The sequence below is a fragment of the Mesorhizobium sp. M5C.F.Ca.IN.020.29.1.1 genome (assembly GCF_003997375.1).
GTDB classification, from domain to species: Bacteria; Pseudomonadota; Alphaproteobacteria; order Rhizobiales; family Rhizobiaceae; genus Mesorhizobium; species Mesorhizobium wenxiniae.
Genome location: NZ_RZSW01000554.1, coordinates 1 through 4,060, shown reverse-complemented (window position 1 = coordinate 4,060; position 4,060 = coordinate 1). Strand labels below are relative to the sequence as shown.

4 protein-coding genes are annotated in these 4,060 nt (G+C 60.5%); all 4 read left to right on the top strand.

The window, feature by feature from the left end:
* Positions 1-269 precede the first annotated feature (269 nt).
* Positions 270-1,640, top strand: a complete 1,371-nt coding sequence (locus tag EOA85_RS29430; RefSeq protein ID WP_245486125.1) for a type II and III secretion system protein family protein — start codon at positions 270-272, stop codon at positions 1,638-1,640.
* Positions 1,641-1,657: 17 nt separating this feature from the next.
* Complete coding sequence (locus tag EOA85_RS29425) at positions 1,658-1,906, top strand: hypothetical protein (RefSeq protein WP_245486123.1); 249 nt, start codon at positions 1,658-1,660, stop codon at positions 1,904-1,906.
* A 27-nt stretch (positions 1,907-1,933) separates the two neighbouring features.
* The gene (locus tag EOA85_RS29420; protein ID WP_095521107.1) at positions 1,934-3,145 is read left to right on the top strand and encodes a response regulator; all 1,212 of its coding nucleotides are present in this window, start codon (positions 1,934-1,936) and stop codon (positions 3,143-3,145) included.
* On the top strand, positions 3,142-4,060 hold a 919-nt coding region (locus EOA85_RS29415; protein ID WP_164759960.1), incomplete at its 3' end, for an ATPase, T2SS/T4P/T4SS family. The genes EOA85_RS29420 and EOA85_RS29415, both read left to right, overlap by 4 nt.

Below are 4,060 nucleotides of genomic sequence, written 5' to 3'. Positions count from 1 at the left end.
CTCTTCATTCGGCGGCTCGGTGGCGGCCGGCGCGTCGGATGCTGCGGGCGCAGTCATCGAGGCAATCGCCGCAGAGGGGCCGGAAGCGCAAAAATTCAAGACCGTGATTGTGACGCGCGGGACCAACCCGCAATCCTATCAGGTTGTTGCGCCGGACAAGTGACACGACACCGGCAGGGGTGCCGGATTTTTGGGGACAGGCAATGTTTGGGTGGATGGGCAATTTGTGTCGGAGCGGCGCGCATGCTGCCGGAATAGCCTTGCTGGCGATCTCGTTTGCGGCGGGACACTTTCTGGTTGGCGTTGGAAACGCTGAGGCCGGCAACGGCGTGGTTTACGTTACCTCGACCAAAAACATGTCGATCAAGCTCGCCAGGGGAAAGCCCAGAACGATCAAGACCGATGTGCCGTTCTACGAGATCGTCATCGGCGATCCAGAGATCGCCAATGTCAATCCGCTGACGGACCGCTCCTTCTACCTGCTCGGCAGTAATCTCGGCACCACGGCCATCGCTCTCTACGACGAAAACAAGCAACTGGTCGGTACGATGGACATCGAGGTGACGCTCGACACCGACCGTTTGGCCAGCACCATCCGCGACAGCGTGCCGGGGGCCAACATAAAGGTTAGCTCGGCGAATGGCCGGCTTGTTCTGTCCGGCTCGGCCGAAGATGCGTTGGCAGTTGATAAGGCGACTCGGATCGCCACCAATTTTTCGGGCGAAGAAACGGTCATCAACTCGGTCAATATTTCCTCCTCGCAGCAGGTTCAGTTGAATGTGCGCTTCGTCGAAATCAACCGGCAGGTGGGACAGGAACTCGGCACCAAAATCGGCGTGACATACATCGGCAGCAATGGCGGCGTCTCGTTCAACTCCACCCCTTCCGTTTCCAAGGCGACTCCCGCGGCACAGCTCATCGGCGGCCTTCTCTCCAACGGCGTGTCAATCGATGTCGCCATCAAGGCTCTGGAAGACCGCGGTGTCGCGCGACGTCTTGCCGAACCGAACCTAATTGCGCGCTCGGGTGAAAAAGCGAGCTTCCTGGCGGGCGGCGAGTTTCCGATCCCAGTCTCGGAAGAGGACGGCAAGATCTCAGTCGAATACAAAAAGTTCGGCGTCAGTCTGGACTTCACACCGACCGTGCTCAGCGACGGCCTGATCGCTCTCGACATCGAGCCGGAGGTCTCCTCGATCGATAGATCGGCTTCCTACAATATCGGCAATATCTCCATCCCGGGTTTCGTGGTGCGGCGCGCGCACACGTCGATCGATCTGAAAAGCGGTCAGAGTTTTATGATGGCGGGCTTGCTGCAAAGCGAGAACGACATGGTTCAGCAGCGCGTTCCAGGTCTGGGCAAGTTGCCGGTGCTCGGCCCGCTGTTCAGTTCCAGAGCGTATCAGCGGCGCGAAACGGACCTGGTCATCATCGTCACGCCGTACCTCGTTAAGCCGATGGACCCATCGAAGAAGCCGCTGACGCCGGCTGACGGCACCTTGCCGGCAAGCAATGTCGATTATTTTCTGGGCAATGTGGAGGAGGTGAAAACCGTCGACGCCGTCCACAATGGCGGGACCGCAGCCGACGCTGCCGCTCCAGCCACAAAAGTCGGCCACTTCCTCGATCTCCCAAAGCAATGAGCATGCGAACGCTTTCAATGATCGGCGCCGTTGCAATGCTTGCCTCTGCCAGCGGTTGTGCAACCGAGGAGACGATGCGTCTCGACGGGCTGACCCAAGGCGCGGGCAATGCGATGGCGGCCAACACCGTGATGCAGATGGTCGATGCGTGGCCTGAGGGCGTCGAACGCACCCGGCTTCGTGTGCCAGCAAACCGCGGCGCCCAGCCTAGCGCGGCCGCGAAAGCGGTCGAGGAAAAAGCATCGCAACCCACGGCCGGTTACTGATCAGGCCACCAAACGCGTGCGAGAAGAATGGCAAATCCCGGAAAAACCAAGCGGATCGTGCTTGTTTCCACCGACAAGAGCTTTGTGCAGAAAACGAGGACGGCGTTCGCCTCGTCGGAGGCGGTTGCGCTTGTTACGGTCGAGAAGAACGTCACCGAGTTACGCGGCGAAATCCAGGAGGCTGATTGCAGCGCGGTGATCGTCGACATGGATGCGGCCAAGCTCAACGAGATCGAGGCGCTGCAGCGTATTACGCGGCGGCTCGAGAGGCGCGCTGCAATCATCGTTGTGACTCATGAATTCAATGCGTCCGCCGCGCGCATCCTGGTTCAGCTTCAGGTCGCCGATTTTCTGGTCAAGCCGCTGACCACCGCCGATCTTGTTCGCTCCTGCGTTCGCGCGCTTGAGGGACCGGGGCGCGAAGAGAACACCGAGTCGCAAATCTACACGTTCATGCCCGCCGCCGGGGGGGTAGGCACCACCACGCTGACACTGCAAACCGCGTTCCAGCTCCACCATTCGGTAACGCGCGGATCGTCGACCTGCGTAGTCGATCTCAATTTCCAGCAAGGCTCATGCGCCGAATATCTCGACCTCGAGCCACGCTTCGACATCAACGAAATCGAGAATCAGCCGGAGCGCCTTGACCGCCAGCTTCTTGACGTGATGCTCTCGAAACATGCGAGCGGTCTCTGCGTGCTGGCTGCGCCTGCGCGGCCAGCGGAGATGCGCACGTTCAACGCCGACGTGGTTGTCCGCATGTTGGACCTCGTCTCCGCCTATTTCGACAATGTCGTCATCGACATGCCGCGCACGTGGTTTCCCTGGACGGAGACCGTGCTGCTGGGCTCAAACAAGCTCTACATCGTCGCCGAAATGACCGTGCCGTGCCTGCGCCATACGCAGCGGCTGATCCAGGCCGTTTATGAGACGGTGGGCAAGGAGGTGAAGCCAAACGTCATCGTCAACCGCTTCGAACAACGCCTGTTCGAAAGCGGCATCAAGCGGGCCGACGTCCAGGCATTCCTCGGCGAGCATTTCGTCGGAAGCATCTCGAACAATTACAAGCTGGTGCGCGAGGCCGTCGATCGCGGCGTTCCGCTGCACGAGATCGATCCCAACGCGAATGTCGTCAACGATCTCAGGCGAATAGTCCTGCCTGACGAAGTCGTGGCGGAAACGCGGAAAAAGCGTTCGCTGTTCCGGCTCGGCAAAAGTCTTTTGAGGAGAGCCGGGTGATCAGCCGATTTTCGACGCTCCAGAAACGCGATGCCACGCCGGAAAGCCGGCAGGAGCAGGCGCCAATCCAGCATCGGCCGGTCGTCATCCCGACGACACGCAAGCCGGCCCCGCCGAAACCCGAGGTGGGACCGGCAAAGCCCACGAAGGTCCTCGACGCCAGAATGCGCATTCATCGCATGCTGATCGAAGAGATCAACCTCGTAGCGCTTGAGCGCCTGCCGCGCGACGAGATGCGGCGGCAGGTGCATGATTTCGTCTCCGAGAAGGCGCGCGGCGAACGGCTTGCGGTCAATGTCGCCGAACTCGACGCGCTGGTGGATGACATTGTCGACGAAATGGTCGGCCTCGGCCCGCTCGAGCCGTTGCTGAAAGACCCAGCCATCAACGACATCCTGATCAACGGCCATCGCAGTTGCTTCGTCGAGCGGCATGGCAAGCTCGAGCAGGTGCATATTCCGTTCAAGGACGAAGCTCACCTCATACGCATCATCAACAAGATCGTTGCGGCCGTCGGCCGCCGCGTCGATGAATCCCAGCCGATGGTCGACGCGCGCATGCTCGACGGCTCACGCTTCAATGCCGCCATCCGACCGGTCGGTGTCGACGGGCCGCTGGTATCCATCCGCAAATTCTCCAAGAATAAGCTCGGCCTGCATAAGCTCGTTGAATTCGGTGCGGTCACGCAGAACATGGCCGAGGTCCTTGCCGCCGCAGTCCATGCCCGCAAGACGACGATTATTTCCGGCGGCACCGGCACCGGCAAGACGACGATGCTGAACGCGCTGTCGGCCTTCATCCCCGAAGACGAGCGCCTGATCACCATCGAAGACGCGGCCGAACTGCAATTGCAACAGCCGCATGTGGCGCGCATGGAGACGAGGCCGGCCAATATCGAAGGTCACGGCGAACTCA